A 25,048-nucleotide genomic window follows, 5' to 3' on the forward strand; every position below is an offset into this window, starting at 1 on the left:
TGGCCGCGCCCGCTCACGGTGCCCCGTGCCCGGTCTGCGCTCCCGTGCCGTGTCGCGTGGCCGCGCCCTGCCCGTTCCCTGTTCCCGCGCCCTGCCCGTTCCGTGTTCCCGCGCCGGTGCCGTTCGTCCGGGCGTCGGCGGGCGGGACGCCGTCGCCGGGGATCACGGTGCCGGGCACGCCGAGGACGCTCGCCGCGCCGGCCGACGCCGCCGCCGAGTGCGGGACGGGGCGGATGGTGCCGCCGGGGCGGCCGGGCTCGGTGGAGAAGAAGGCCGGGTCCTCGCCCTGCCTCATGCCGAGCCACTCGGCCTTCTTCGACAGCTGCTGCGGGGCCCCCTCGCGGGCGATCTCCTCCTCGTAGGCCTGGCGCTGCTGTTCGAGCTGCTTGTTGCTCTGCTGAAGCCGCGTCAGCGTGAAGGCGTCCTTGGCGAGGACGGTGTTGAGCAGCAGCAGGCTGACCAGCGCGCCGCCGAGCAGCCCGACGATGAGCAGGACGAACGGGGCGCGCGGCGCGGGCTGCCCGCTACGCCTCGACGCCGCGGCGCCTTCTGTGCTTCCGGTCGCGCCGCCGGAGCCCTTCGTGTCCTTCGCTGCCTTCGTGCTCTTGACCGGCGCGGCCTTCGTCCGCGTCTTGGCGGGCGCCGGCTTGGCGGGCGCCGGCTTCGCAGGGGCCGGCCCGACGGGAGCGGTCCCGGTGGCCCGGCTCTTCGGCGGCACGGGCCTTGCCGGGGCGGCGCCGTCCGGGCGCTCCGGGGCCCTCTTCTTCTTCGGCGGCTTGGTCGGCGGCCGCCTGCTCGTCGTGGTCATGTCGCCTCCCGGACGCGCTCCGCGGCGCGCATCCGCACCGATCCGGCCCGTGGGTTGGTCGTTGTCTCCTCGTCGGACGCCAGTTCGGCTCCGCGCGTCAGGAGCCGGAACCTCGGCTCGTGCTCGGGCAGCGGGACCGGCAGCTCCGGCGGGGTCGTGTCGGCCGCCTGGGCGGTGAGGACCTGCTTGGTGATGCGGTCTTCGAGCGAGTGGTACGACAGGACGACCACCCGGCCGCCTACCGGGAGCGCGCCCAGGGCTGCGGGCAGCGCCCGGCGCCAGGTGTCGAGCTCGGCGTTCACCTCGATGCGCAGCGCCTGGAAGGTGCGCTTGGCCGGGTTGCCGCCGGTGCGGCGGGTGGCGGCGGGAATGGAGGTGCGCACCAGGTCGGCGAGCCGCCTGGTGGACTCCAGCGGGGCGCGCTCGCGCTCCCGGACGATCGCGGCGGCGATGCGCTGGGCGAACCGCTCCTCGCCGTACTCGCGCAGGATGCGGGCGAGCTCGGCGGGCGGGTAGCCGTTGACGACCTCGGCCGCGGTGAGGCTCTGGGTGCGGTCCATCCGCATGTCGAGGGGGGCGTCGTAGGAGTAGGCGAAGCCGCGGTCGGCCTCGTCGAGCTGCGGGGAGGACACGCCGAGGTCGAACAGGACGGCGTCGACCGCCCGGACGCGGAGCCGGCGCAGCACGGTGGGGATCTCGTCGTAGACGGCGTGTTCCAGCGTGACGCGGTCGCCGAACGGTGCGAGCCTGCGCGCGGACCGCTCCAGCGCCGTGGTGTCGCGGTCGAGGCCGATCAGGCGCAGCTCCGGGACGGCCCGCAGCATCGCCTCGGCGTGACCGCCCATGCCGAGCGTGGCGTCGAGGTACACGGGAGCGCGGCCGGCCACGGCCTCGGCCGCGGGGACGAGAAGTTCGAGAACGCGGCCGAGCATGACCGGGACGTGGCCGCTGTCGGGCCCCCGCTCCTGCGGCGCGTGGTTCCTTGCGCTGTTCCCCGCTCCGCTCTCCACGCCGTCCATGCCTCACCCCCTGTACTGCCACCTCGCTCGCGGACTGTGTGGCATCGCCGGACCGGACCGTCCCGCGCCCCCGGCGGCGGCCTCGCCCGGCCAGGTCCCCATCCGCTGCCCTGGAGGAAGATCACCGCGTTGCCCGCGGGGGGTCGCCGTCTGGCACCGGGGAAGCTGCGCCAGCTGACTGGAGAGCGGCTGGAGACCTGGCCGAACGTGGGCCAGTGCCGGTCAACGGACCGACGAGTCGTATCTCAGAGAATCCCTGGCAACACCTCCTCCGAGACGTCGGAGAAGGTCTGCTCCTCCTGCTCCAGGTAGGTCTCCCATGCCTGGGTGTCCCAGATCTCCAGACGCGTGTTGGCCCCGATGACCGTGCAGTCGCGGGTGAGCCCCGCGTACTTGCGCAGCGGCGGGGGAATCGTGACGCGGCCCTGCTTGTCGGGGACCTCGTCGGAGGCGCTGGCGAAGAAGACCCGGCTGTAGCTCCGGACCGCCTTCTCGGTGACCGGCGCGGCACGCAGAGCCTCGGTTATCCGCTGGAACTCCGCCATGGGGAAGACGTACAGGCAGCGTTCCTGGCCCTTCGTGATCACCAATCCCCCCGACAGCTCCTCGCGGTACTTCGCCGGCAGGAACAGTCGTCCCTTGTCGTCGAGGCGCGGTGAGTGGGTGCCGAGAAACAACGGCCCCACCTCCCGCGCCGCATGGAGCGCTACCGCCCCCCACGGCGCCCCACTCTACTCCACTCTTCCCCACCGTCAACAAGAAAAACATCGTCCACGCGCCGTTTTCCGCCACGAAATCGCAGGTCAACGGGGGTGGTGTGGAGTGGGGCCCAGCGGCGCCCCCTCAGCGCGCCGCATCGGCACAAGCCGTGCCGTGCCCCCCGCGCGGGGGGCACGGCACGGCCCCGAGGGACGGGGTGGAGTGAAGTGGTGCGTCGCGCCCGTCGTTTGTCGTCGTCCCCGTGGAGCACAATTGGCTCGCGTTCCACATGAACATCGCAGTGGGCGTTCCTAAGACGTACTGTCGTTTGGAACGGCTGAGGAGGGTTTGGTGGCAGTAGGCACGCACGGCGAGTCGTTCATGGAGACCGACCCACCGGCATCCCACCCGGCCCGGCGCGGCGGCCGTGACGCCGGGGGCGGCGACTCGGGGGGCCGTGAGGCGGGAGGCGGCGGGCTCGACGGGCTCGCCCACGTCGCGCACAAGATCCGCGACGCCGTGGAGTCGGTGATCGAGGGCAAGCCCTCGGCGGTGCGGCTCGCGCTGACGGTGCTGCTGGCGGAGGGGCACCTGCTCATCGAGGACGTGCCCGGGGTGGGCAAGACGATGCTCGCCAAGGCGCTCGCACGCTCGGTCGACTGCTCGGTGCGGCGCGTGCAGTTCACGCCCGACCTGCTGCCGAGCGACATCACCGGGGTCAGCGCATACAACCAGGAACGGCGCGAGTTCGAGTTCAAGCCCGGCCCGGTGTTCGCCAACATCGTGGTCGGCGACGAGATCAACCGGGCCTCCCCGAAGACGCAGTCCGCGCTGCTGGAGTGCATGGAGGAGCGCCAGGTCACGGTCGACGGCACAACCTACGCGCTGGAGCCGCCCTTCATGGTGATCTCCACGCAGAACCCGGTGGAGATGGAGGGGACCTATCCGCTGCCCGAGGCGCAGCGCGACCGGTTCACCGCCCGCATCTCGATGGGCTACCCGGACCCGGCCGCCGAGCTGGAGATGCTCGAGACGCACGGCGAGACGTCCCCGCTCGACCGGCTCACCCCGGTCGCGCACGCCGCCGACGTCCGCGACCTCATCGAGGTGGTGCGGGCCCAGCACGTCGCGCCGGCGGTGCGGCAGTACGCCATCGACCTCGTCTCCGCCACCCGCAGGCATCCGGACCTGCGGCTCGGGGCGTCCCCGCGGGCGACGCTGCACCTGGTGCGGGCCGCGCGGGCCTACGCCGCGCTCGACGACCGCGACTACGTCGTCCCCGACGACATCCAGGACCTCGCCGTCCCCGTCCTCGCGCACCGGCTGCTGCCGACCGACGAGGCGCAGGTGGAGCGCCGCCGCCCCGAGCAGGTGGTCGCCGACCTGGTGAAGCGCCTGCCGGTGCCCTCCCCCGGAAGGTGACGGGTGCGACGGGCACTGGCCGGCCTCACCACACGCGGGCGGTCGTTCGTGGCCGCCGGGGCGACCGCGATCGTCTGCGCGGTGGCGCTCGGAGAGCGCGACCTGCTGCGCGCCGGCGTGCTCGTGCTGGCGCTGCCCCTGCTGTGCACGATCGCGGTGGCGCGGACGCGGTACCGGCTGGCCTGCGCGCGGCGGCTGGAGCCGGCGCGGCTGCCGGTCGGCCACGAGTCCCGCGTCGACCTGCGGCTGGAGAACGTGTCGCGGCTGCCGAGCGGCCTGCTGATGGTGGAGGACCGGGTCCCCTACGCGCTCGGCGGGCGGGCCCGGTTCGTGCTGGAGCGGATCGAGCCGCACGCCTTCCGTGAGCTCGGCTACCGGATCCGCTCGGACGTGCGCGGGCGCTACCGGGTGGGGCCGCTGACCGTCCGGCTCGCCGACCCGTTCGGGATGGTGGAACTGGTCCGCTCGTTCAGCCTGTCCGACACGCTCACGGTGACGCCGTCGATCGTGCCGCTGCCGTCGAGCCGGCTGTCGGGCGCGTGGACGGGCGGCGGCGACAGCGTGGCCCGCGCGGTCTCCGCGGCGGGCGAGGACGACGTGGCGCCGCGCGAGTACCGGCACGGCGACGACCTGCGCCGCGTGCACTGGCGCTCCACCGCCCGGTACGGGGAGCTGATGGTGCGGCGCGAGGAGCAGCACTTCCAGAGCAGCGGCACGCTCTTCCTCGACGCCCGCCGCTCCGCGCACTGGGGCGACGGGCCGGCCGGCTCGTTCGAGCAGGCGGTGTCGGCGACCGCGTCGATCGGCGTCCACCTCGCCCGGACGGGCATGAGCCTGCGGTACGTCACCGACGGCGGGGAGGCGCTACCGGCCGGGCCGTCCAAGGGCGCGTTCGAGGGGCTGCTGCTCGACGCGCTGGCCGTCGCCCGCCGGTCCAAGGGCGGCTCACTGGCGGCGGGACTGGCCGCGCTGCGCGGGCGCGGCGCGGGCCGGGAGGGCGACGGCCTGGTCGTCGGGGTGTTCGGCGTGCTGTCGGACGAGGAGGCCCGCGCGGTCTCCGCGGCCCGGCGCGGCACCGGCACGTGCGTCGCGGTGCTCCTGCGGGGCGGTCCCGAAGACGGCGCACCGCGGGACGGGGGAACGGCCGCGGGGCTGCTGCGCGCGGGCGGCTGGCGGGTGGTGACCGTCCGGTCCGCGGCGGAGCTGGCCGGGGCGTGGGCGCGGGCCGGCAAGGCCGGCGAGGATTTCGTGTCAGGGTCGGCGCATGACTGAGGGCAGTGCACGGGCGAGGGCTGCGTGAACGAGGGCTGCGTGAACGAGGGCTGCGTGAACGAGGGCTGCGTGAACGAGGGCTGCGTGAACGAGGGCAGTGCATGAACGAGGGCGGCGCATGAGGGTCCGGATGACGGTGATGGCCGGGCTGGCGACGCTCGCCGGCTCGCTCGGGCTGTACCCGCTGTTCGAGAGGGCGAGCTGGTTCTGGGCCGGGTTCGGCGCGGTGCTGGCCGTGTCCGGCGGCGGCCTGCTGTCGCGGCGCCTGCGCATGCCCGCTCCGGTCGGCCTGATGTTCGGGCTGGCGGCGCTCCTCCTCTACCTCAACCTCGCGTTCGCCGGCGGCGCGGCATGGTTCGGGGTCGTCCCGTCCCCGGAGTCGCTGCGGCACCTCGGCGAGCTGGCGGACGAGGGCTGGCGGGCGGCCAACCGGTACGCGGCGCCCGTCCCGCTCGTCCCCGGCATCACGATGCTGGCCGCCGCGGGCATCGGCCTGGTCGCCGTCCTGGTGGACCTGCTGGCCGTGCGGCTGCGCCGCGCCGCGCCCGCCGGGCTGCCGCTGCTGGCCGTGTACAGCGTGCCCGCGGCGATCCGCGAGGACGGCGTCAGCTGGCTGGCCTTCGGCATCGGCGCGTTCGGCTTCCTCGCCCTGCTCATGGCCGACGCCCGCGAGCAGGTCGGCGGCTGGGGCCGGACGGTGACGACGCGCCGCCGCCCGCGGGAGGTGCCGCTGGCGGGGGCGCAGCCGCCGCCCGGAGACCCCGCCGACCGGCCCGACGCCTCGGCGCTGGCGGCCAGCGGCCGCCGGATAGCGGCCGGAACGGTCGCCGTCGCCGTGCTCCTCCCGGCGGCGGTGCCCGGCCTGCACCCGCGCGGAGTGTTCGGCGTGGGCGGCGGCTCCGGTACGGGCACGCAGACCGTGACGACGCCCGACCCCCTGGTCAGCCTGAAGCGGGAGCTGACCCGGCTGGACGACTCGACCGTCCTGACCTACCGCAGCGACGCCGCGGACAGCCCCGGCTACCTGCGCCTCTACGCCCTCGACCGGTTCGACGGAGACCGGTGGACCTACAGCCCGCTGAAGAGCAGCTCCAAGGACCGGCTGAGCGGCGACCGCGCCCTGCCCTCCCCGCCGGGGCTGACCGCCGCGTCCTCGCGCGAGGTGACGACCGAGGTGCGGGTGCGGCCGGAGGTCAGGAACATGACGTTCCTGCCGGTGCCGTACGCCCCGGCCAAGGTGTCGATCAAGGGCGACTGGCGGGTGCACGGCCCGTCGCTGATGATCTACTCGCTGCGCGACTCGGCGGGCGGGCGCTCCTACACCGTCAAGAGCCTGCTCCCGCGGCCGACCGCCGGGCAGCTCGCCGCCTCGGGGCCCTCCCCGCCCGAGGTCGTCGCCCACTACACGGCGGTGCCCAAGAACGTCCCGCCGCAGGTCAGGAAGCTCGCCGCGGACGTCACCGCCGGGTCGGCGACCGCGCTCACCCAGGCCGTGCGGCTGCAGCGCTGGTTCACCATCGCGGGCGGGTTCACCTACGACCTGTCCGCGCCCGCGCCGCAGCACGGCAGCGACCTCGTCGACTTCCTGCTGCACAGCAAGCGCGGCTACTGCGAGCAGTTCGCCGCCGCGATGGCGCTGATGGCGCGGATCCTCGGGATCCCGTCGCGGGTCGCGATGGGCTACACGCCGGGCAGCGAGGTCAAGCCCGGCGAGTGGGTGGTGCGGTCGCGCGACGCGCACGCCTGGCCCGAGCTGTACTTCGAGGGCTCGGGATGGGTGCGCTTCGAGCCCACGCCGAGCGGCGCCGCCGGGCAGGGCACCGCCCTCGCCCCCGAGTACAGCCGACCCGCGGTCAGCACCGGCGGCGGCCCGGAGGAGCAGGCCACGCGCGCCCCGGACTCGACGTCCCCGGACGCGGGCTCGACCACCACGCCCGCCGGCCCCCGGCACCGCAACGACGAGGGCGCGAGCGGCGCGACCGGCGTCCGGGAGGACGGCGACGGCGGGTTCTCCGCGGCGGGGTGGCTCGCCGGCGCCCTGCTGGTGCTGCTGCTGATGGCCGTGCCGATGACGCTGCGGATCTTCACCCGGTGGCGCCGTTGGGCGGCCCTGGCCCCCTCGCCCGCCGGGACCCCGGCGCCCGCGCGGCGGAAGCGGACACCCGATCCGGCCGGGACGGCGAGACCCGCCAACGGGACGCGGGCCCCCGATCCGGCCGGGGTGGCGCACGCCGCCTGGCAGGAGTTGCGCGCGGACGCGCTCGACCACGGCCTGGAATGGCGGGCCAGCGACTCCCCGCGCGCCGCCGCCCGCCGGCTCGGCGAGCTGCTGGAGATGGACGCTCCGAGCGTGCAGGCCCTCACCCGGATCGCCCGCGCCGAGGAACTGGCGCGCTACTCGCGGACCCGCGCCTTCGAGCCCACCGAGCGGCTGCGCGCGGACGTGCGGACCGTCCGGGAGGCGTTCGCCGCGTCCGTGGGCCGCCGCAGCCGGTGGCGCGCCCGCCTGCTGCCGCCGTCGACGATGGCGCAGACCCGCACCGCGCTCCGCACCGCCGGAGACCGCGCCCTCGACGTCACCGCCCGCCTGAACGACCTGCCGTCCCGCCTCCGCCGCAGGTAGGCGCGCGAGGACCGGGGTCAGGCAGGGCGAGTCGCTCGCCGCTCGGTGAACGCGCGTGCCTTGGCGCGGTTGCCGCACACCCGCATCGAACACCACCGCCGGGACGCGTTCCTGGAGGAGTCCCAGAAGACCCAGGCGCAGTCGTGCGCCGGGCAGCGTCGCACTCGCGACCAGTCGCCCCCGGCCGAGGCGGCGAAGTAGGCGGCGGCGATCCGGCCCAGGGCCTCGGAGAACGACCCGCCGCTCGCGGCGAGGTCCGGTCCGTCCTTCGCCGCATCGGTGTCGGCCGGAAGGCGCAGGGTCAGGGGCAGGGCGGCCAGAACCTCCTGGGCGGCCTGTACGTCCTCGGGGTCGACCGGTTCGCCGGTGTTGGCGAGAGCCAGGCTGCGCAGCCCGCGTCTGAGGTCGATCGCCGCCTGGACGTCCACCGCCGTGACGGACGGCCTGGAGTGACACAGCCTCTTGTCGACAAGCCAGTTCGCCAGGGCCTCCGGACCGTCGCCGAACACGTCCGTGCCGTCCTCGACGTCGACGGTGTTGAGGAAGTCGACGACGGGTCGCACCGCCGGAGGAAGTTCTCGCATGCCCGCTCCCGATGGTCTCGCCCTAACCAGCAAACCCCATCACTGGTTGACACGCAAACTGCTAACCATCTAACTTCTTCATCGGTTAACGCAGAGCCGGGAGGTCGCATGGTGCCGTGGTCCGAAGACCTCAAGGGAGAGCTGCACGAACATGTCGTCACGAGCGAGGCGCTGCGCGACAATCCGCTGGGTGATCCGCACGAGCGGCCGCTGTGGGTTCACACCCCGCCCGGCTACGGCGAGCACGCCCGCTATCCGACGATCTACATCATCCAGGGCTACTGCGGGACCATCTCCATGTGGCGCAACAGAACGCCGTTCCGCCGCACCCTTCCCGAGTTGATCGACGCGCTCTTCGTCCGCGAGGACGTGGCGCCCGCGCTGGTCGTGTACGTGGACGCCTGGACCGGCTACGGCGGCAGCCAGTATCTCGACTCGCCGGCCATCGGCGCTTACCACACCTACCTGTGCGACGACGTGGTGGCGTGGGTCGACGAGCACTATCGCACCCTCGCCCACCGCGACGCCCGCGCTATCACCGGAAAATCCAGCGGCGGGTACGGATCGATGGTGACGGCCATGCTGCGTCCCGACCTGTTCGGCGCCTTCGCCACGCACGCGGGGGACGCGCTCTTCGACGCCTCGTACACGCCGTCCTTCCCCCCGCTGGCCAGGAGGCTGCGGGACGAGTTCGGCGGGTCGTACGACACGTTCCTGGAGTACTTCCGGAACTGCGAGGTCCCGCTCCTGCACGAGCTGGACGAACTGCTGATCGAAACCTACGGCTACGCGGCGGCGTACTCCTCGGACGCCGACGGCACGGTGCACGTGCCGTTCGATCCCGCGACCGGCAGGCTCATCCCCGAGATCTGGCAGCGCTGGCTGGCTTGGGACCCGGTGCGGATGGCGGCGGGCCACGCCGAGGCGCTCCGATCGATGCGGGCCATCTGGATCGACGCCGGACGCCAGGACGAGTACTACCTCGACCTCGGCGCGTCCGCGTTCCACCAGGCGCTCACGGACGTCGGCGTGTCACCCGGGCGGATGCACTTCGAGCTGTTCGACGGCACCCACGCCCGCATCGAGTATCGCTACCCGCTCGCGATCGAATGGTTGACCGGGCATCTCACCACGGAGGACCACTGATGATCTCCATTCTCGCGGCTCCGACGAACCTCGGACTGCGGCCACCGCAGGAGACCAGTGTCCCGGGGTGCGCCAAGGCGCCCGAGGCGTTGCGCGAAGCCGGACTGCACTCCCGCCTCCTGCGCAACGGCGCCGAGGACGCCGGTGTCGTCGTCGCGGGGAGGTACGTCGACGACTGGGTCTCCGGCTCGGGCAGGGTGCGCAACCAGGACGCCCTCGTCGACCACGCGACCCGGCTGGCCGGCCGCATCGACGCGATCCTCGACCAGGGGCGCGCTCCGCTCGTCCTCGGGGGCGACTGCAGCGTCCTCGTCGGCACCGGAGTCGCACTCGCCCGCAGGGGCCGTTACGGCCTCGTTCACATCGACGGTCACACCGATTTCCGCCACCCCGGCAACTCGGACCGATGCGCGAGCGTGGCCGGTGAGGACCTCGCCGCCGCCGTCGGCCTGCACTGGACGGCGGTGTCCGACATCGAGGGCCTGTCCCCCTACTTCGCCCCGGAGCACGTCGTCCACGCCGGCTGCCGCGACGGCGACGAGGAACTCGACGAAGTACGGGAGGTCCTGGCCGGGGTCGTGCCGGCACGCCAGTGGATCACCGACCCGGCCGGCGCGCTCGACACGATCCGGAGGACCGTCGCCGCCGACGGCCTCGACGGCTACTGGTTGCACGTCGACATCGACGTCCTCGACCCGGCGTACATGCCCGCCGTCGACAGCCCCGACCCCGGCGGACTCGCGCCCCGCCAACTGACCGCGCTGCTCGGCGAGCTGGCCGCCGGCGCGACCGGCGCCGATGTCTGCATCTTCGACCCCGACCTCGACCCCGGCGGCGGGTACGCACGGCTCGTGGCCGACACGATCGCCGATGGTCTCGGCGGCCTCGGCCTTCGTGGGGCCTGATCTTCCCCCCGGGGCACGATGACCTGCCGGCGGGGGCGATCGGACGCCACGGCGCCCGGACACGCGTTCGTCCCGGCCCCGCGATCACTCCGCGTACGGCCGGGACGAGTCCATCATCAGCGCCCGGGACTCTGGGGACGCCCCGAGACCTCGGGACGGGACCGGGCGTCGCCTTCCGCTCAGTCGCCCTCGGTGCGGCGGCGCCAGCGTTCCTCCATGCGCTCCATGAAGCCCGCCTTGGCGGGGCGCGCCTGCCGGCCGCCTGCGCGCGCGGGCTCGTTGCCGATGCCCGTCATCCGCTTCCAGCTCGTCAGCGCCCAGACGCAGCACACGACCATCAGCAGGAAGCCCGTCACGCTGATGGCGATCGTGACCGTGCCCGCATTGATCACGAGACCGGCCATCAGTGCGCACACGCCCACCACGAAGCCGAGGGCCGCCTTGACGATCCGGCGCTTGTAATGGACCTGGGGGTTGGTCGAGCGGACCGCGTGAGCGAACTTCGGATCCTCGGCGTACAACGCCGATTCGATCTGTTCGAGCATGCGCTGCTCGTGCTCAGAGAGCGGCACGGCACCTCCCAGCGACAGCTCCGCGACGGAGTATCCGATGCGGGACGCGAACGTCAACGGTGATATGCCCAGAATACGAGCACTCTCGAGCGTACGAAAGCGAACGGCCCGCCGAGGGCCCGGCGCCGGTCACCTCACAGCCTTCTTTCATTGTCTTCCGTCCCGTGCGTCACCCTCCGCCGCACGCCGGACCAGCGCGGCGGGGCGCACCGCGCCGCGCCCGAACCGGTGCGCGACCTGATCCATGGCTCGCTCGGCCTCACGCCAGCCGCTTTCCGGCTCGTCGAAGGCGAGCTGACGGGGGGCCTCGCCGGCCGGACCCAGGTTCTCCACCCGTACCCCGACCAGACGGAGTCGTACCCGTTCCAGGCCGGACGCCTCGTACAGCTCGCGGGCTGTGACATAGATCACACGAGCCAGGTCGGTGGGCTCGGCCAGGGTGCGCGCCCGAGTGATCGTCTTGAAGTCGGACATCCGCAGTTTGACGCTGACCGTCCGACCGGCGTTCCCGCTCTCGCGCAACCGCGCGCCGACCTTCTCCGCCAGCCGCAGCAGCTCCCGCCGGATGACCTCGGGGTCGTCGACGTCGGTGTCGAAGGTCTCCTCGGCGCCGATGCTCTTGTCGGGCGTGTGCGGGACGACCTCGCGCGGGTCGCGTCCCCAGGCCAGCTCGTGGAGGTGTGCGCCGAGCGCGTTGCCGAGTTCGCGCCGCAGCGTGGCGAGGGGCACCTGGGCCAGCTGCCCCACGGTGCGCAGGCCGAGGCGGGTGAGCGCCTGCTCCGTCCGCTCGCCGACCCCCCACAGGGACGCGACGGGCAGCGGGTGCAGGAACTCGACGGCGCCGTCGGCCGGCACCACGAGCAGCCCGTCGGGCTTGCACCGGGTCGAGGCCAGCTTCGCGAGGAACTTGGTGTTCGCGACGCCGACCGAGCAGGTGATGCCCTGCTGGTCGCGCACCTGGTCGCGGATGAGCTGCGCGATCGCGGCGGGACGGCCCAGCCGCCGCCGGGCGCCCGCCACGTCGAGGAAGGCCTCGTCCAGCGACAGGCCCTCGACCAGCGGCGTGATGGACCGGAAGATCTCGAAGACCGCGGCGGACACGCGGCCGTACTTGCCGTGGCTCACCGGCAGCACGACGGCCTGCGGGCACAGCCGCCGCGCCCGCGTCATCGGCATCGCCGAGTGCACGCCGAACCTGCGGGCCTCGTAGGAGGAGGCGGACACCACGCCGCGCGGCCCGGTCCCGCCCACGATGACGGGACGTCCGCGCAGCTCGGGCCGCTCCAGCAGCTCGACGCTGACGAAGAAGGCGTCCATGTCGACGTGCAGGATGGCGCATCCTGTGTCGTCGGCGGGCGGACCCGGCTGCGGCCCCGGCCGATGCAGCTGCTGCTTGCGGCTCACGGTGCTAGCCGGCCGGTTTGTCCGCCACCAGGTGCAGCTGGGTGGCGAGGTCCCGCAGGACGGGGTGGACGGCCGCGACGGACTCCAGCGCGATCAGCGCGTCGGCGGAGTCGGCGTCGCCGTCCACCAGGCCGCTCGGCACGAGGTCGGCGAAGATCCGGACGCCGTGCAGCTCGGCGACCCCCAGCCCGGCGTCGCGCACCAGCCCCGTCAGCGACTCACGGGTGAACCGGCGGGGCATCCTGTCGCCCTCGCCCCACCGCCCGGACGGGTCCGTCAGCACCCGCCGCGCGTCGTCGAAATGCCCCGACACGGCGCGGTGCAGCGCGGCCGCGACCTGCCCCGCCACCAGCACGCTGACCGAGCCGCCCGGGCGGACGGCGCCGGTCAGCGCCGCCATCGCCGCGTCCGGATCGTCGACGTACTCCAGGACGCTGTGGCACAGCACGAGGTCGGCGGTGTCGGGGCCGAGCAGGTCGGGCAGGTCGACGGCGTCGCCCTGCACGGCCCGCACCCGCACCCCGGACTCGGCGGCCCGCCGCTCCAGCGCGGCCAGCGCGTCCGGGTTGGCGTCGACCACGGTGACCCGGTGCCCCAGCTCGGCGAGCGGAACGGCGAACCCTCCGGTCCCGCCGCCGACGTCGACGACGTCGCTCAGGCCGGCCTCGGGAGTGATGCGGTCGAGGACCGCGCGCAGGGCGTCCCACAGGACGGCGCTGCGCACCCGGCTGCCGCCCCGCACCCGCTTCGAGTTCATGGCAGTGCTCTCCTCCTTCGGGCCCGGAGGGCCCTCCATCGTCGATCACCGCGGGCGATCGCCGGCATCGCTCCGACTCGCCTTGCGGCTCGCTGGGCGATCAGATTCCTGCTCCGCTCGAATCTGCCTTCGGACGCGATCGCAACCGTCGAGGTCGTCGAGTGGTTGCGGTGCAACCGCCGTGGGCCGAACGCTATTTCGCGACCAGACCTGCGCGGTTACAGACTCAACGAAGGTTTGAGTTGTTGGAGGCGGGAGAGGAGGCCGTTGACGAAGCGGGGGGACTCGTCGGTGGACAGTTCGGTGGCCAGGCCCACCGCCTCGCTCACCGCGACGCCGTCGGGGACGTCGTCCACCCACAGGAGTTCGAACGTGCCCATCCGCAGGATGTTGCGGTCGACGACGGGCATGCGTTCGAGCGTCCAGCCGGTCGCGTAGGTGGCGAGCAGCTCGTCGATGCGCTCCCGGTTCTGCTGGACGCCCTCGATCAGCCGGACGGCGTGCGGGTACTCCGACAGCTCGTCCTGGTTCGGACGGCCGCGGGCGGCGAGCACCTCCGTCGGCTGCTCCTCCCGGAGCTCCGCGGCGAACAGGATGTCCAGGGCGAGTTTCCGGGCCTTGGTGCGCGCGGCCATCTCAGGCGCGGCCGAGGTACTCGCCGGAGCGGGTGTCGACCTTGACCTTCTCGCCGGTGGTGATGAACAGCGGGACCTGGATCTGCGCGCCGGTCTCCAGGGTGGCGGGCTTGCTGCCGCCGGTGGAGCGGTCGCCCTGCAGGCCGGGCTCGGTCTCGGTGATCTCCAGCACGACGGCGGCGGGCAGCTCGACGTACAGCGGGTTCTCGTTGTTGAAGGCGATCACGGCGTTCTGCTCGGGGAGCAGGTAGTTCGCGGCGTCGCCGACGACGGCCGCGGGGATGTGCGGCTGGTCGTAGGTCTCGGTGTCCATGAAGACGAAGTCCTCGCCCTCGCGGTAGAGGTACTGCATCTCGCGCTTGTCGACGCTGGCCACCTCGACCTTGGTGCCGGCGTTGAAGGTCCTGTCGACGACCTTGCCCGACAGCACGTTCTTGAGCTTGGTGCGGACGAACGCGCCGCCCTTGCCGGGCTTGACGTGCTGGAACTCCTGGACGGTCCACAACTGGCCGTCGATGTTCAGCGTCATGCCGTTCTTCAGGTCGTTCGTCGTCGCCACTGCGTTGTTCTCCCGGTCGCGGGCCCCGCGCGTCCTACAGGACGAGCAGGTCCTTGGTCGTTGTGGTGAGGAGCTCCGGCCCGCCCGCGCGGACCACCAGCGTGTCCTCGATGCGGACCCCGCCCCGGCCCGTGAGGTAGACCCCCGGCTCCGCGGTGATCGGTACCCGATCCGTCAGCTTACCGGTCTTGTCGTACCCCATGAGCGGCGCTTCGTGGATCTCCAGGCCGACGCCGTGCCCGAGGCCGTGGGTGAACGCCTCGCCGTGCCCGGCCTCCGCGATGACGTCGCGGGCGGCGGCGTCCACGTCCTTCGTGTCGGCGCCGGGCAGGGCGGCGGCCAGCGCGGCCGCCTGGGCGCGGTGGACGAGGTCGTAGAGGTCCCGCTGCCAGGCGGCGGGCTCGCCGATCGCGACGGTGCGGGTCATGTCGGCGTGGTAGCCGCCGTAGAGGGCGCCGAAGTCCATGGTGACGAGGTCCCCGCGCTGGAGCTCGCGGCCGCCCGGGTGGTGGTGCGGAACGGCGCCGTTGGGGCCGGACGCGATGATCGACTCGAACGCGGGGCCTTCGGCGCCCTGGTCCACCATGGCGCGTTCGAGGGCGATCGCGACGGCGCGCTCGGTGACCCCGGCGCGGATCTCGGGCAGGACGGCCTCGAACGCGCGGTCGGTGACGGCGCACGCCTCGCGCAGCAGGCCGATCTCGTCCTCGTCCTTCACCATGCGCAGCTCTTCGACGAGATGGCCGAGCGGGACCAGTTCGGCCGCGGCGCCCTCGGGAAGGGCCGCGTCGAGGAGGGCCGCGTGGTGCTCGACGGTCAGGTCGTGGGCCTCGAAGCCGACGCGGCGCCGGCCGTCCTCGGCCGCCCGCCTCACCAGCGCCTCCGCCACCTGCCGGTCGACGACGACGGGCAGTTCCGGGCAGACCTGCGCGGCCATTGCGGCGTAGCGGCCGTCGGTCGCGAGCACGGCGGGCCCGTCGGCCGGGACGAGCAGCGCGGCCCGCGAGCTGTCCAGGCCGGTCAGGTAGCGGACGTTGACCAGGCGGGTCACCAGCAGGGCGGCGGCGCCCCGGTCGGCGACGAGCGCGGCGAGCCGGCGGCGCCGCGCGTAGTGAGTCTCCCCCATGGCCAGGACTCTAGATCATCGCTTCGGGGGCCGTCTCAACGCGGTCACGAACATGAAGAACCCTCGACTTCTGGCTGAGGGCTGGCCTAGCGTGACCGGGCGTGTGCTCCGTCCCCCCGAATGTCCGTCCCCCATGGACTTCCCCAGGAGTGATTTCCCTTGACCCGAGTCAGCCGTAGAAGACTGCTGGGCACAGGCGCGCTCACCGCCGCGGGCGCCGTCGTCTCCGCGGCCGCGGCCCCCTCCGCCGCCGCCCGCACGGCGCCGCGCACCGCCGACGTGGTGATCGTCGGCGCCGGGCTCTCCGGACTCACCGCCGCCCGCGACCTCGTCGCGGCCGGCCGGTCGGTGGTCGTGCTGGAGGCGCGGGACCGTCCCGGCGGCCGCGTCTACGGGATGCCGCTCGGCGACGGCACCACCAACGAGGGCGGCGCCGAGTTCATCGGCCCGACGCAGGACCGCATCGCCGCGCTCGCCGAGGACATGGGCGTCGGCACCTACGCCACCTACAACGAGGGCAAGAACGTCTACTACCGGGACGGCAAGCGGTCGCTGTACGCGACCGACGGCCCGCTCGGCGCGGTCCCGCCGGACTGGGGCGTGGTCGACCTGGAGCTGGCGCTGCTGAAGCTCGGCGGCATGGTCGAGGAGGTGCCCGTCGGCGAGCCGTGGAAGGCGGCCAAGGCCGCGGAGTGGGACGCGCAGACCTTCTACACCTGGTCGCGGTCGAACTCGCTGAGCAGCGGCGCGCGGTTCCTGATGGACGCGTTCGCCTCCTCCACCCTGTCGATGCGCTCGCAGGAGGTCTCGCTGCTCTACCTGCTGAACTACGCGGCCTCGGCGGGCAACGAGGCCAACCCGGGGACGATCGACCGGCTGATCAACACCAGGGGCGGGGCGCAGGAGTCGCGGTTCGTCGGCGGCTCCCAGGAGGTGCCGATCCGGCTGGCGGCACGGCTCGGCGACATCGTCCACTACAACGCGCCGGTCCGGTCGGTCGTCACGGATGCCGGCGGTGCGACGGTGACCGCCGACGGGATCACGGTGTCGGCCAGGCGGGTCGTGGTGGCGATGTCCCCGGCGATCGCCGGGAAGATCGACTTCTCGCCGGCGCTGCCCGCGAGCCGGGCGCAGCTCATGCAGCGGTACCCGATGGGCTCGGTCGCCAAGTTCGTCGCCGTCTACGACACGCCGTTCTGGCGGGCGGACGGGCTGACCGGGCAGGCCGTGGCCGACAGCGGCGCCATCGACGCGACGTTCGACAACAGCCCGCCGGACGGGTCGCGGGGCATCCTGATGGGCTTCATGAACCAGGCCAGCATCAGGAGGCTGGACGGCGCGCCGGCCGCGGACGTCCGGGCGGCGGGACTCGACTCCTTCACCAAGCTGTTCGGCGACAAGGCCGCGAACCCGAGGCTGACCGCCTTCCAGCGCTGGGACAACGAGGTCTGGAGCGGCGGCGGCCCCGTCGGCGTCGCCCCGCCCGGCACGCTCACCGCGTTCGGCCCGGCGCTGCGGGAGCCGTGCGGCCCGATCCACTGGGCGGGCACCGAGACGTCCGGCTACTGGACGGGCTACATGGACGGCGCCGTCCGCTCCGGCGAGCGCGTCGCCAAGGAGATCGACGCGGCGCTCTGAGCCCGTCCCTCCCGGGCTGTTCCCCGCACGGCTCTGCCGCCGCGAGAAGTAAGGATCAGGTGGCGATCCGGTCGGCGGATCCGCGCGTCTCATCCAGGGACGCGGATGGACGACGGGACGGATTCCGATGGTGGGGTACGGGAAGCGGCCGGACTGGGCCCTGGCGGCGCTGCTGGCGGTCGGCGCGCCTCTGACCGGGACGGCGCTGATCGTCGCCCGGGCCGTCCTGGTCGCCTACGGGCCGTCGGCGCTGGCGGGCAACTGGGCGGGCACGGCGCTGCTCTTCGTGATGATGATGGCCGGATACGCGCTGCTGGTCTTCACACAGCTGCGCTACGAGAACGTCCTGGTCTTCTTCGGCGCCTTCTTCCTGCTGGTCATCGGAGCGACCATGGTCGCGCACTCGGTGTCGGACCGGGCTCTGCACGAGCGCGGCCGGACCACGGCGTGCACGGTCCAGAAGGTCGACCGGCGCGAGGTCACCAGCACCGACAGCAACGGGAACACGACCACGGACGTCTACTACGACCACGACCTCGCCTGCGCCGAGCCGCGGGTGCGGACGATGACGACCGGGTCCAGGGTCGCGGACCGAGGCGAGCGCGTCCAGGTCGTGTACGACCCGCGCGGCCGCCTCGGCCCGCGCCCCGCCGGCTCGGTGGGCGATCCGGGCACCTCCCTGAGATGGGGGGCCGCCCTGCTCGGCGGCGGTGTCCTGCTCCGCGTGCTGTTCGAGCTGGACGTCCCGCCGCTCGGGCCCGGGACGGGCCTCCGGCTCGGCCGCCTCCGCCGCAGGCGGCGGAGGCGGGCCGTCAGAGTCCGGCCGCCATCTCCTTGACCTTCTCGATCAGGGCGAGCCGGCTCTTGTGGTCGCCCGCGATGGGGGCCACGTTGAGCGTCGTGACGCCGGACTCCTTCATCGCGGCGAGCCGCTCTCGGACGTGGCCCTCGGGGCCGATGAGGGACATCTTCTCCAGCAGCTCCTGCGGGACCTTCGCGGCGGCCTCGTCCTTCTTGCCGTCCAGGTACAGGTCCTGGATCTCCTCGGCCTCCTTCTCGTAGCCGTAGCGCCGCGCGAGGTCGTTGTAGAAGTTCCTGCCCTTGGCGCCCATGCCGCCGATGTAGAGGGCGGCCATCGGGCGGCCGAACTCCAGGAAGCCCGTCACGTCGTCGCCGATGGCCAGCGGGGACTGCCCGACCACGTCGAGCTCGCCGAGCGCGGGGTCGCGCCTGGCCTTCCCGGCCGCGAGGGAGGCGCCCCACACGTCCGCCGCCTTCTCCGGCACGTAGAAGATCGGCTCCCAGCCGTTGGCGATCTCGGCGGTCAGCTCGACGTTCTTCGGGCCGATCGCGGCGACCATGATCGGGATTTCGGCGCGCACCGGGTGGTTGATGAGCTTGAGCGCCTTGCCGAGGCCGGTGCCCTGCCCCTCCGGCAGCGGCAGGTGGTAGTACCTGCCGTCGTGCTGCACCCGTTCGCGGCGCCACACCTTGCGGCAGATCTCGATGATCTCCCGGGTGCGGCCGAGCGGCGCGGTGTAGGGCACCCCGTGGAAGCCCTCGATGACCTGCGGGCCGGACGCGCCGATGCCGAGCGTGAACCGCCCGTCGGAGACGTAGTCCAGCCCGGCGGCGGTCTGGGCGATCGCGGTCGGGGTGCGTGAGTAGATGTTGAGGATGCCGGAGGCGATCTCCACCCGCTCGGTCCTGGCGGCGATGTAGCCCATCTGGCTCACCGCGTCGAAGCTGTAGGCCTCCGCGACGTAGACGATGTCGAGGCCGGCCTTCTCGTAGTCGGCGAGCTCCTCGACGGTCTCCTTGAAACCGCCCGAGTAGCTGAGCGCCATACCGATGCGCATGGTTCCCGCGCCCCTTCCTAAACCGAATCCGATTCCAGTCGAACGTAACCTACTCCGGGCCCGCGCCCGAGAGGAGGGGTCACGGCAGCGCGGGGCCGTTCAGCGCGTCCAGCGCCTGCCGGTACATCGCGGTGCGGATCGTCGCCACGCCCGGCCCGTTCTTGCTCGCCAGGGACGCCGCCCACTCCACGGCGGCGGGCAGCACCTCCTCCTCGGGCGCGACGCGCTGCACGATCCCGGCCTCGCGCGCCTCCTCCGCGGTGTAGCGGCGGCCGGTGAGCATCGCCTCGTGCGCGGTGGCCTTCGGCAGCCGCGACGTGATCAGCGCGTTCATCCCCGGGGTGAAGCTCATTCCGAGATCGACCTCCGGCAGGCAGAAGTAGCCGCGGCCGGCGCGCATGACGGCGAAGTCGTGGGCGAGGGCGAGCATGCCGCCGCCCGCGAAGGCGTGCCCGTTCAGCGCCGCGACCGTCGGCATCGGCAGGGACAGGACGCGCGCGTACAGGGCGTGCACGCGCCGCAGGTACTCCTCGAACCTGTCCTGGTTGGCGCCGAGCCAGTCCAGGTCGAGGCCGTTGGAGTAGAACTTGCCGGTGCCGACGGTGACGAGCGCGCCCGGGCCGTCGTTCTCGGCCACCGAGTCCAGGGCCCCCTCGACCGCGTCGAGGAAGCCGGGGCCGAACCGGTTCTCGCCCGCGTCGAACCGCAGGACGTACACGTCTCCGTCGCGCTGGAGGTCGATCACGAACGTCTCCTTCTTCCCTGCCCGGCCCCGTCCCGGAGTCCGCGCGCCGATCGCGTGCCTGAGCCGACCCTACTCGCGGGTACTAGCTATGACGTCCGACATAGCCAAAGTTCTCCATGACGGTCGTCATGGTCAACGCGAGGACCGTATGATGAATGTCATAATCGGTCCATGGGGACGGACAGCAGGGAACGCATGGTGCGCAGCGCCGCCTACCTCTTCCGCGAGCGCGGCTACAGCGGCACCGGGTTCCGCGACGTCATCACGCACAGCGGCGCCCCGCGCGGGTCGATCTACCACCACTTCCCCGGCGGCAAGGCGCAGCTCGCCGAGGAGGCCGTCCGCTACGCCGGCGAGTTCCTCAACGCCGGCATCCTCGCCGCCACCGAGGGCGGCGACGCCGCGTCCGCCGTGGACGCCTTCGTGGGCTGGTGGCGGCAGGTCCTGATCAAGAGCGAGTTCCGGGCCGGCTGCCCCGTCGTCGCCGTCACCGTCGAGTCCCACGACGACGCCCCGCAGCTCGCCGCGGCCGCCGCGGCGGCGTTCGGGCGCTGGCAGGACACCCTCGCCACCGGGCTCGGCAACGCCGGCGTCCCCGACGACCGCGCGTCCCGCCTGGCCCGCCTCATCGTCGCGGCCGTCGAGGGCGCCACCATCCTGTGCCGCGCCCACCGCGACGTCGCCCCGCTGGACGACGTCGTCGCCGAGCTCAAGGACATGGCCCGCGGCGCGGCCGCGGAGGGCTGAAGCCTGTCTCGAACTGGCCTCGACCACACGCGCGAACGCGTGACCTGCCTGGTGCGGCGAAGCCGGAGGCGAGCGGCACCGGGCAGATCGCGAAGCGATGCCGCGTTCGCCCAGCCCCGGTCACGCAGCGAGCCGCCAGGCGAGCGAAGTGGGCCGGGACTGCGTGAACACAGGCTAGGAGTTCTCGGCGACCAGCTCGGCCACGGCCTGGAGGGCGAGGACGTAGGACAGGGTGCCGAAGCCGGCGATGGTGCCGGTGGCGACGCCGGCGACGACGGAGTTGTGGCGGAACTCCTCGCGGGCGGCCGGGTTGGTGATGTGGACCTCGATGAGCGGGGCGGTGCGCTGGGCGACCGCGTCCCGCAGCGCGTAGGAGTAGTGCGTGAACGCGGCCGGGTTCAGCACGACGGGGACGCGCTCGTCGGCGGCCTCGTGCAGCCAGCGCATCATCTCGGCCTCGTCGTCGGTCTGCCGGACCTCGACGTGCAGTTCGAGGCGGCGGCCGGCGTCGCGGCAGACGGCGACCAGGTCGTCGAAGCTGGCCCTCCCGTAGGTGTCGGGCTCGCGGACGCCGAGGCGGCGCAGGTTCGGACCGTTCAGGACGAGGACGCGGGTCATCGGGCGATCTCCCGGTAGGCGGCGGCGAGCAGCTCCTCGTCCGGGCCCTCGAGGCGGCCCGGCTCGGCGATGCCGTCGAGGACGACGAACCGGAGCGTGGCGCCCCGCGACTTCTTGTCGATGGTCATGGTGGCGCGCAGGCCGGGCCAGTCGGCGGCGTAGGAGACGGGCAGGCCCACGGACGCAAGGACGTCCCGGTGCCGCTGGACGGCGTCGGCGGGCAGCCGCCCGGCGAGGCGGGACAGCTCGGCGGCGTACACCATGCCGATCGCGACGGCGTGGCCGTGGCGGAACCGGTAGTCCTCGTTCTTCTCGATGGCGTGCGCGAGGGTGTGGCCGTAGTTCAGGATCTCGCGGAGACCGCTCTCCCTCAGGTCGGCCGACACGACGCCGGCCTTGACCCGCACGGCCCGCTCGACCAGTTCGCGGGTGTGCGGGCCGTCGGGGGCCGCGGCGCCCTTCGGGTCGCTCTCGACCAGGGCGAGGATCTCCGGGTCGGCGATGAACCCGGCCTTGATGATCTCGGCGAGGCCGCTGACGTAGTCCTCGCGCGGCATCGTCACCAGCGTGGCCAGGTCGCACAGGACGCCGGCGGGCGGGTGGAACGCGCCGACGAGGTTCTTGCCCTCGGGGACGTTGATGCCGGTCTTGCCGCCGACCGCCGCGTCCACCATGCCGAGCAGCGTCGTCGGGACGAGCACCGCCCGCACGCCGCGCAGCCACGAGGCCGCCGCGAAACCGGCGAGGTCGGTGGTGGCGCCGCCGCCGACGCCGACGACGACGTCCGTCCGGGTCATGCCGAGGCGGGCGAACGACGACCACAGCCCGGCCAGGACGCCGACCTCCTTGGCGGCCTCGCCGTCCGGGACGGGCAGCGCGTGCACGGCGTACCCGGCCTCGCCGAGCGCCCCGCACACGGGGCGGGCGATCTCCGGCAGCCCCTGCGCGTGGACTACGGCGACGGTCCGGGCCCGGTCTCCGATCATGGCGGGCAGTTCACCGAGGACGCCCGTCCCGATGACGACGTCGTAGGGGTCGGCGCCGCCGACGTGCACCCGCGCCGGCGTCACGCGTCCCCCTCCAGGGCCTTCACGACCTCTTCGACGATGTCGGCGGGCTCGCGGCCGTCGGTGTCGACGTGCACCGCGCCGAGCCGCTCGTAGATCGGGAGCCGCTCCTCCAGGAGCTTGCGCATCTGGCTGCGCGGGTTCAGCACGAGCAGCGGCCGCGCCGACGCCAGGCCGACCCGCTTGATCGCCTCCGCCAGGCCGACCCGCAGGTAGATCACGGTGTGCCCGGCGAGCAGGTCCTGCGTCTCGGCCGCGAGGACGGCGCCGCCGCCGAGCGAGACGACGCCCTCGTGCCCGGCCAGCGCCTCGGCGACGGCGGCGCGCTCCAGCTCGCGGAAGCGCTCCTCGCCGTCGTCGATGAAGATCTCGCCGATCGGCTTGCCCACCGCCCGTTCGACGTCGGCGTCGGTGTCGCGCAGCGTGACGCCGAGACGGTCGGCGAGCGCGCCGCCGATCGTGGACTTGCCCGAGCCGGGCGGCCCGATGATGACTGCCTTCGGTCGCATGGCACCGCTCACTTGATCGTCAGAGAGGACAGGTATCCGCGCAGGTTGCGGGCGGTCTCCTCGGCGGAGTCGCCGCCGAACTTCTCCAGCGCCGCGTCCGCGAGGACGAGCGCGACCATCGCCTCGGCGACCACCCCGGCGGCCGGGACGGCCGTCACGTCGCTGCGCTGGTTGATCGCCTTGGCGGGCTCGCCGGTCGTGACGTCGATCGTGTCGAGCCGCCGCGGGACGGTCGAGATCGGCTTCATCGCGGCGCGCACCCGCAGCACCTCGCCGGTGGTCATGCCGCCCTCGACGCCGCCGGCCCGGTTGGTGCGGCGGCGGATCCCGCCCGGGGTCGCGTCGATCTCGTCGTGCGCCCGCGAGCCGGGCCGCCGCGCGGTGGTGAACCCGTCGCCGAGCTCCACGCCCTTGATCGCCTGGATGCCCATGAGGATGCCGGCGAGCCGGGAGTCCAGGCGCCGGTCCCAGTGGACGTGGCTGCCGAGGCCGGGCGGGAGCCCGTAGGCGACGACCTCCACCACGCCGCCGAGGGTGTCGCCGGCCTTCTTGGTCTCGTCGATGTGCGCGACCATCCGCGCCGACGCCTCGTCGTCGAAGCAGCGCACCGGGCTCTGGTCGACCCGCGCCAGGTCGCCGGGCTCCGGCAGGACGCCCTCGGGGGCCTCGACCTCGCCCAGCGCGATCACGTGGCTCAGGACGTCCACGCCGAGGGCCTGCTGGAGGAACGCCTTGGCGACGGTGCCGAGCGCGACCCGCGCGGCCGTCTCGCGCGCGCTCGCCCGCTCCAGGACGGGCCGGGCGTCGTCGAAGCCGTACTTCTGCATGCCGACCAGGTCGGCGTGGCCGGGCCTCGGCTGCGACAGCGGGGCGTTCCTGGCCTGGGCCGCGAGGACGTCGGCGTCCACGGGGTCGGCCGACATGACCGTCTCCCACTTGGGCCATTCGGTGTTGCCGACCTCGATCGCGACCGGCCCGCCGAGCGTCACCCCGTGCCGGACGCCGCCGACGATCGTGACCTGGTCCTGCTCGAACTTCATCCGGGCGCCCCGCCCGTGGCCGAGCCTGCGGCGGCGCAGCTCCTCGGCGATGTCGCCCGAGGTCACGCGCACACCGGCCGGCAGCCCCTCCACGATCGCGGTCAGGGCCGGGCCATGGGACTCCCCCGCGGTCAACCATCGCAGCATGGGACGAATCCTATTGACTGCGCGCACCCGCCCGTGACGGCGTCCAGCATCTGAGAGGCTCGTCGCGGAGGTGGCGATGAGGAGAACCGGTGCGGAGAAGGCCGAGACGAAGCGTGCGCTGCTGGCCCAGGCGCGGGCATCCGCGCAGCTGGGGTCGCCGATGTACGCCGAGCTGCTCACGCGGGCGGCGGACGATCCGGGCAGGGCCGTGACGGGGGTGCTCGGGGAGCGCACGGGGAGCGGCTACATCCTGGGCATGCTGGGGACGGTGCACCGGCTCGTCCTCGCGGGACGGGCGCCGGACCTGGCCGCCCACTACCCGACCGCCGGCGGGACGGAGGATCCGCTGGAAGCCTGGCCCGCGTTCCGGGACGTGCTGGCCGAGCACGCGGACGAGATCCGCGAGGGCCTCCTCGACCCGCCGCAGACCAACGAGGTCGGGCGGGCGGCGCCGCTCGTCGGCGGACTCTGCACGGTCGCGGACGCCTGCCGCCCCGCGCGTACCGCGCCCGAGTCCCTGCCGATCAGGCTGCTGGAGATCGGGGCCAGCGCGGGCCTGAACCTGCGCGCCGACCGCTTCCGGTTCCTGCACGAGAGCGGCGCCTACGGGCCGGAGTCGCCGGTCGTCCTGCCGGACGCCTGGCGGGGGCTCCCCCCGGTGGGGGCGCCGCTCGCCATCACCGAGCGGCGGGGATGCGACCCGAACCCGCTCGACACGACCTCGCCCGCCGGGCGGCAGCGGCTCCTGTCGTACGTGTGGCCCGACCAGGCGGCGCGGGTGGCGCGGCTGCGGGCGGCCTTCGAGGTCGCCGCGCGGGTCCCCGCGACGGTCGTGAAGGCCGGCGCGGCGGACTTCCTGGAGGGGCTGGCCCCAGAGCAGGGCGTCGCCACGGTCGTGTGGCACTCGACGATGCGCGCGTACATGTCGCAGGACGAGGCCGCGAGCGTCGACCGGAGCATCGAGCGGGCCGGGGCGGCGGCCACCCCCGACGCGCCCGTGGCGCACCTGTCGTTCGAGGGGCGCGACGCCTCGCGGCTCCACGTCCTGCACGTCGTGACGCTGCGGCTGTGGCCGGGCGGGGAACCGGTGATCCTCGGCGAGGGCCCGTCCCACGGCCTGCCCACCACCTGGTTCTAGCCGCCGCGC

At 73.4% G+C, this 25,048-nt stretch carries 25 protein-coding genes; 9 read left to right on the plus strand and 16 right to left on the minus strand.

The window, feature by feature from the left end; all coding sequences use genetic code 11:
* Window positions 1-13 precede the first annotated feature (13 nt).
* The 3 genes from ftsL to mraZ all read right to left on the minus strand — a co-directional run bounded on the left by ftsL (window position 14) and on the right by mraZ (window position 2,504).
* Window positions 14-808 (minus strand): cell division protein FtsL, encoded by a 795-nt coding sequence (gene ftsL / locus CHC11_RS14900; protein WP_089312306.1) that lies wholly within the window; start codon window positions 806-808, stop codon window positions 14-16.
* Window positions 805-1,827 (minus strand): 16S rRNA (cytosine(1402)-N(4))-methyltransferase RsmH, encoded by a 1,023-nt coding sequence (gene rsmH, locus CHC11_RS14905; protein ID WP_089312307.1) that lies wholly within the window; start codon window positions 1,825-1,827, stop codon window positions 805-807. Before rsmH ends, ftsL begins: the two co-directional genes overlap by 4 nt.
* Before the next feature lie 245 nt (window positions 1,828-2,072).
* A complete protein-coding gene (mraZ, locus tag CHC11_RS14910) occupies window positions 2,073-2,504 on the minus strand; it encodes a division/cell wall cluster transcriptional repressor MraZ (protein WP_089312308.1) in 432 nt (143 codons plus the stop codon).
* A 403-nt stretch (window positions 2,505-2,907) separates the two neighbouring features.
* Here mraZ and CHC11_RS14915 point away from each other — a divergent pair, with 403 nt between their 5' ends.
* The 3 genes from CHC11_RS14915 (at window position 2,908) to CHC11_RS14925 (ending at window position 7,843) form a co-directional block, all read left to right on the plus strand.
* Window positions 2,908-3,948: an AAA family ATPase gene (locus tag CHC11_RS14915; protein ID WP_089312595.1), complete on the plus strand. Its 1,041-nt coding sequence runs from the start codon at window positions 2,908-2,910 to the stop codon at window positions 3,946-3,948.
* A gap of 3 nt (window positions 3,949-3,951) precedes the next feature.
* A complete protein-coding gene (locus CHC11_RS14920) occupies window positions 3,952-5,220 on the plus strand; it encodes a DUF58 domain-containing protein (protein ID WP_089312309.1) in 1,269 nt (422 codons plus the stop codon).
* A 118-nt stretch (window positions 5,221-5,338) separates the two neighbouring features.
* The gene (locus CHC11_RS14925) at window positions 5,339-7,843 is read left to right on the plus strand and encodes a transglutaminase TgpA family protein (protein ID WP_245919230.1); all 2,505 of its coding nucleotides are present in this window, start codon (window positions 5,339-5,341) and stop codon (window positions 7,841-7,843) included.
* 17 nt (window positions 7,844-7,860) lie between these two features.
* Here the strand turns inward: CHC11_RS14925 and CHC11_RS14930 are convergent, their stop codons facing one another.
* Window positions 7,861-8,427 (minus strand): CGNR zinc finger domain-containing protein, encoded by a 567-nt coding sequence (locus CHC11_RS14930; protein ID WP_089312311.1) that lies wholly within the window; start codon window positions 8,425-8,427, stop codon window positions 7,861-7,863.
* Between the two features lie 108 nt (window positions 8,428-8,535).
* On the opposite strand from CHC11_RS14930, the gene CHC11_RS14935 reads away from it, so the two are divergent.
* The gene (locus CHC11_RS14935; RefSeq protein ID WP_089312312.1) at window positions 8,536-9,573 is read left to right on the plus strand and encodes an alpha/beta hydrolase; all 1,038 of its coding nucleotides are present in this window, start codon (window positions 8,536-8,538) and stop codon (window positions 9,571-9,573) included.
* Window positions 9,573-10,478: an arginase family protein gene (locus CHC11_RS14940; protein WP_089312313.1), complete on the plus strand. Its 906-nt coding sequence runs from the start codon at window positions 9,573-9,575 to the stop codon at window positions 10,476-10,478. The genes CHC11_RS14935 and CHC11_RS14940 overlap by 1 nt, the downstream gene beginning before the upstream one ends.
* Before the next feature lie 179 nt (window positions 10,479-10,657).
* On the opposite strand, the gene CHC11_RS14945 is transcribed toward CHC11_RS14940, so the two are convergent.
* The 6 genes from CHC11_RS14945 to CHC11_RS14970 form a co-directional block, all read right to left on the minus strand.
* On the minus strand, window positions 10,658-11,050 hold the full coding sequence (locus CHC11_RS14945) for a DUF3040 domain-containing protein (RefSeq protein WP_089312596.1): 393 nt from the start codon (window positions 11,048-11,050) through the stop codon (window positions 10,658-10,660).
* A 147-nt stretch (window positions 11,051-11,197) separates the two neighbouring features.
* Window positions 11,198-12,454 carry a DNA polymerase IV gene (locus CHC11_RS14950; protein WP_089312314.1) on the minus strand — a complete coding sequence of 419 codons (1,257 nt, stop codon included), beginning with the start codon at window positions 12,452-12,454 and terminating at the stop codon, window positions 11,198-11,200.
* A 4-nt stretch (window positions 12,455-12,458) separates the two neighbouring features.
* A complete protein-coding gene (locus CHC11_RS14955) occupies window positions 12,459-13,211 on the minus strand; it encodes a methyltransferase domain-containing protein (protein ID WP_089312315.1) in 753 nt (250 codons plus the stop codon).
* Between the two features lie 218 nt (window positions 13,212-13,429).
* Window positions 13,430-13,846, minus strand: coding sequence for a transcription antitermination factor NusB (gene nusB / locus CHC11_RS14960; RefSeq protein ID WP_089312316.1), 417 nt, complete (start codon window positions 13,844-13,846; stop codon window positions 13,430-13,432).
* Window position 13,847: 1 nt separating this feature from the next.
* The gene (gene efp / locus CHC11_RS14965) at window positions 13,848-14,405 is read right to left on the minus strand and encodes an elongation factor P (protein WP_089312317.1); all 558 of its coding nucleotides are present in this window, start codon (window positions 14,403-14,405) and stop codon (window positions 13,848-13,850) included.
* Between the two features lie 34 nt (window positions 14,406-14,439).
* Window positions 14,440-15,531, minus strand: coding sequence for a M24 family metallopeptidase (locus CHC11_RS14970; protein ID WP_089312318.1), 1,092 nt, complete (start codon window positions 15,529-15,531; stop codon window positions 14,440-14,442).
* A gap of 159 nt (window positions 15,532-15,690) precedes the next feature.
* Here CHC11_RS14970 and CHC11_RS14975 point away from each other — a divergent pair, with 159 nt between their 5' ends.
* A complete protein-coding gene (locus CHC11_RS14975) occupies window positions 15,691-17,169 on the plus strand; it encodes a flavin monoamine oxidase family protein (protein ID WP_218826100.1) in 1,479 nt (492 codons plus the stop codon).
* 127 nt (window positions 17,170-17,296) lie between these two features.
* Window positions 17,297-18,007 (plus strand): hypothetical protein, encoded by a 711-nt coding sequence (locus tag CHC11_RS14980; RefSeq protein ID WP_089312319.1) that lies wholly within the window; start codon window positions 17,297-17,299, stop codon window positions 18,005-18,007.
* On the opposite strand, the gene CHC11_RS14985 is transcribed toward CHC11_RS14980, so the two are convergent.
* Window positions 17,982-19,028 carry an LLM class F420-dependent oxidoreductase gene (locus CHC11_RS14985; protein WP_089312320.1) on the minus strand — a complete coding sequence of 349 codons (1,047 nt, stop codon included), beginning with the start codon at window positions 19,026-19,028 and terminating at the stop codon, window positions 17,982-17,984. The two genes, CHC11_RS14980 and CHC11_RS14985, sit on opposite strands and share 26 nt — an antisense overlap.
* Window positions 19,029-19,107: 79 nt before the next feature.
* Complete coding sequence (locus CHC11_RS14990; protein WP_089312321.1) at window positions 19,108-19,773, minus strand: enoyl-CoA hydratase-related protein; 666 nt, start codon at window positions 19,771-19,773, stop codon at window positions 19,108-19,110.
* A gap of 171 nt (window positions 19,774-19,944) precedes the next feature.
* On the opposite strand from CHC11_RS14990, the gene CHC11_RS14995 reads away from it, so the two are divergent.
* On the plus strand, window positions 19,945-20,520 hold the full coding sequence (locus CHC11_RS14995; RefSeq protein ID WP_089312322.1) for a TetR/AcrR family transcriptional regulator: 576 nt from the start codon (window positions 19,945-19,947) through the stop codon (window positions 20,518-20,520).
* A 174-nt stretch (window positions 20,521-20,694) separates the two neighbouring features.
* On the opposite strand, the gene aroQ is transcribed toward CHC11_RS14995, so the two are convergent.
* The 4 genes from aroQ to aroC are packed head-to-tail and all read right to left on the minus strand — an operon-like array spanning window position 20,695 to window position 23,901.
* Entirely contained in the window at window positions 20,695-21,138 is a 444-nt protein-coding gene (gene aroQ, locus CHC11_RS15000; protein WP_089312323.1) for a type II 3-dehydroquinate dehydratase, read from the minus strand.
* Window positions 21,135-22,208 (minus strand): 3-dehydroquinate synthase, encoded by a 1,074-nt coding sequence (gene aroB / locus CHC11_RS15005; protein WP_089312324.1) that lies wholly within the window; start codon window positions 22,206-22,208, stop codon window positions 21,135-21,137. Before aroB ends, aroQ begins: the two co-directional genes overlap by 4 nt.
* Window positions 22,205-22,714, minus strand: a complete 510-nt coding sequence (locus CHC11_RS15010; RefSeq protein WP_089312325.1) for a shikimate kinase — start codon at window positions 22,712-22,714, stop codon at window positions 22,205-22,207. The genes aroB and CHC11_RS15010 overlap by 4 nt, the downstream gene beginning before the upstream one ends.
* Window positions 22,715-22,722: 8 nt before the next feature.
* Window positions 22,723-23,901, minus strand: coding sequence for a chorismate synthase (aroC, locus tag CHC11_RS15015; RefSeq protein ID WP_089312326.1), 1,179 nt, complete (start codon window positions 23,899-23,901; stop codon window positions 22,723-22,725).
* 76 nt (window positions 23,902-23,977) lie between these two features.
* Between aroC and CHC11_RS15020 the strand changes: the two genes are divergently transcribed.
* The gene (locus CHC11_RS15020) at window positions 23,978-25,039 is read left to right on the plus strand and encodes a DUF2332 domain-containing protein (protein WP_089312327.1); all 1,062 of its coding nucleotides are present in this window, start codon (window positions 23,978-23,980) and stop codon (window positions 25,037-25,039) included.
* Window positions 25,040-25,048: the final 9 nt, after the last annotated feature.

The sequence above is a fragment of the Actinomadura mexicana genome (assembly GCF_900188105.1).
GTDB classification, from domain to species: domain Bacteria; phylum Actinomycetota; class Actinomycetes; order Streptosporangiales; family Streptosporangiaceae; genus Spirillospora; species Spirillospora mexicana.